This is a genomic window from Vogesella indigofera (assembly GCF_003633895.1).
Lineage (GTDB): Bacteria > Pseudomonadota > Gammaproteobacteria > Burkholderiales > Chromobacteriaceae > Vogesella > Vogesella indigofera.
Genome location: NZ_RBID01000009.1, coordinates 1 through 2,500, shown reverse-complemented (window position 1 = coordinate 2,500; position 2,500 = coordinate 1). Strand labels below are relative to the sequence as shown.

The 2,500-nt window shown below is 52.7% G+C and carries 2 rRNA genes (1 of these 2 cut by a window edge); both read left to right on the top strand.

Features of this window, described 5'->3' with window-relative positions:
- A 23S ribosomal RNA gene (locus C8E02_RS02295) occupies window positions 1-2,261 on the top strand (it extends 635 nt beyond the left edge of the window).
- 121 nt (window positions 2,262-2,382) lie between these two features.
- Window positions 2,383-2,495: ribosomal RNA gene (gene rrf / locus C8E02_RS02290) — 5S ribosomal RNA — on the top strand.
- Window positions 2,496-2,500: the final 5 nt, after the last annotated feature.

Genomic DNA, 2,500 nt, shown 5'->3' with positions numbered 1-2,500 from the left:
TCCGAATAGGGCGTCTTAGTCGCTGGGTGTAGACCCGAAACCGAGTGATCTATCCATGGCCAGGATGAAGGTGCGGTAACACGCACTGGAGGTCCGAACCCACTAGTGTTGCAAAACTAGGGGATGAGCTGTGGATAGGGGTGAAAGGCTAAACAAACTCGGAGATAGCTGGTTCTCCCCGAAAACTATTTAGGTAGTGCCTCATGTATCACTTCCGGGGGTAAAGCACTGTTATGGCTAGGGGGTCATTGCGATTTACCAAACCATGGCAAACTCTGAATACCGGAAAGTGCAAGCATGGGAGACAGACGGTGGGTGCTAACGTCCATCGTCAAGAGGGAAACAACCCAGACCGCCAGCTAAGGTCCCAAATGATCAGTTAAGTGGTAAACGAGGTGGGAAGGCATAGACAGCCAGGATGTTGGCTTAGAAGCAGCCATCATTTAAAGAAAGCGTAATAGCTCACTGGTCGAGTCGTCCTGCGCGGAAGATGTAACGGGGCTCAAACTGATAACCGAAGCTGCGGATGGGCACAGTCAAATGTGTCCGTGGTAGGGGAGCGTTCTGTAGGTCTGTGAAGGTGGTGGTGTAAACCCTGCTGGAGATATCAGAAGTGCGAATGCTGACATGAGTAGCGATAAAGGGGGTGAAAAGCCCCCTCGCCGAAAGCCCAAGGTTTCCTACGCAACGTTCATCGGCGTAGGGTGAGTCGGCCCCTAAGGCGAGGCTGAAAAGCGTAGTCGATGGGAAACGGGTTAAAATTCCCGTACTTTTATGCAGTGCGATGTGGGGACGGAGAAGGTTAGGTCAGCCAACTGTTGGAATAGTTGGTTCAAGCCGGTAGGCTGGTGCGGTAGGCAAATCCGCTGCACCTTAAGGTCGAGAGGTGATAACGAGGTTCTACGGAACTGAAGTGACTGATACCACGCTTCCAGGAAAAGCCACTAAGCTTCAGCTGCATAAGAACCGTACCGCAAACCGACACAGGTGGGCAGGATGAGAATTCTAAGGCGCTTGAGAGAACTCAGGAGAAGGAACTCGGCAAATTGATACCGTAACTTCGGGAGAAGGTATGCCTCTGCGTGTGTAGTGACTTGCTCACGAAGCGTGCAGAGGTCGCAGAGAATAGGTGGCTGCGACTGTTTATCAAAAACACAGCTCTGTGCCAACACGAAAGTGGACGTATACGGAGTGACGCCTGCCCGGTGCTGGAAGATTAAATGATGGGGTGCAAGCTCTTGACTGAAGTCCCAGTAAACGGCGGCCGTAACTATAACGGTCCTAAGGTAGCGAAATTCCTTGTCGGGTAAGTTCCGACCCGCACGAATGGCGTAACGATGGCCACACTGTCTCCTCCTGAGACTCAGCGAAGTTGAAATGTTTGTGAAGATGCAATCTACCCGCTGCTAGACGGAAAGACCCCGTGAACCTTTACTGTAGCTTTGCATTGGACTTTGAACAGACTTGTGTAGGATAGGTGGGAGGCTATGAAGTGGGAACGCTAGTTCTCATGGAGCCGTCCTTGAAATACCACCCTGGTGTGTTTGAGGTTCTAACCTTGGTCCGTGATCCGGATCGGGGACAGTGCATGGTAGGCAGTTTGACTGGGGCGGTCTCCTCCCAAAGTGTAACGGAGGAGTTCGAAGGTTACCTAGGTACGGTCGGAAATCGTGCTGATAGTGCAATGGCAAAAGGTAGCTTAACTGCGAGACCGACAAGTCGAGCAGGTGCGAAAGCAGGACATAGTGATCCGGTGGTTCTGAATGGAAGGGCCATCGCTCAACGGATAAAAGGTACTCCGGGGATAACAGGCTGATTCCGCCCAAGAGTTCACATCGACGGCGGAGTTTGGCACCTCGATGTCGGCTCATCACATCCTGGGGCTGTAGCCGGTCCCAAGGGTATGGCTGTTCGCCATTTAAAGTGGTACGTGAGCTGGGTTCAAAACGTCGTGAGACAGTTTGGTCCCTATCTGCAGTGGGCGTTGGAAGTTTGACGGGGGCTGCTCCTAGTACGAGAGGACCGGAGTGGACGAACCTCTGGTGTACCGGTTGTGACGCCAGTCGCATTGCCGGGTAGCTAAGTTCGGAAGAGATAACCGCTGAAAGCATCTAAGCGGGAAACTTGCCTGAAGATGAGACTTCCCTGGGCCCTTGAGGTCCCTGAAGAGTCGTTCGAGACCAGGACGTTGATAGGTCGGGTGTGGAAGCGCTGTGAGGCGTTAAGCTAACCGATACTAATTGCTCGTGAGGCTTGATCCTATCATTTGAGTGGCTTTGCCGAGAGGCGGAGCGCAAGCGGAAACGCGATACAGAATACGAAATCTTCTACCGGCTGAGTGACAGACTCAGTGTAGGCTTCTTTGATTTGTGACAGTTTATGTCTGGTGGCCATAGCGAGGTGGTCCCACGCCTTCCCATTCCGAACAGGACCGTGAAACGCCTTAGCGCCGATGATAGTGCAGATACCTGTGTGAAAGTAGGACACCGCCAGACGCCCC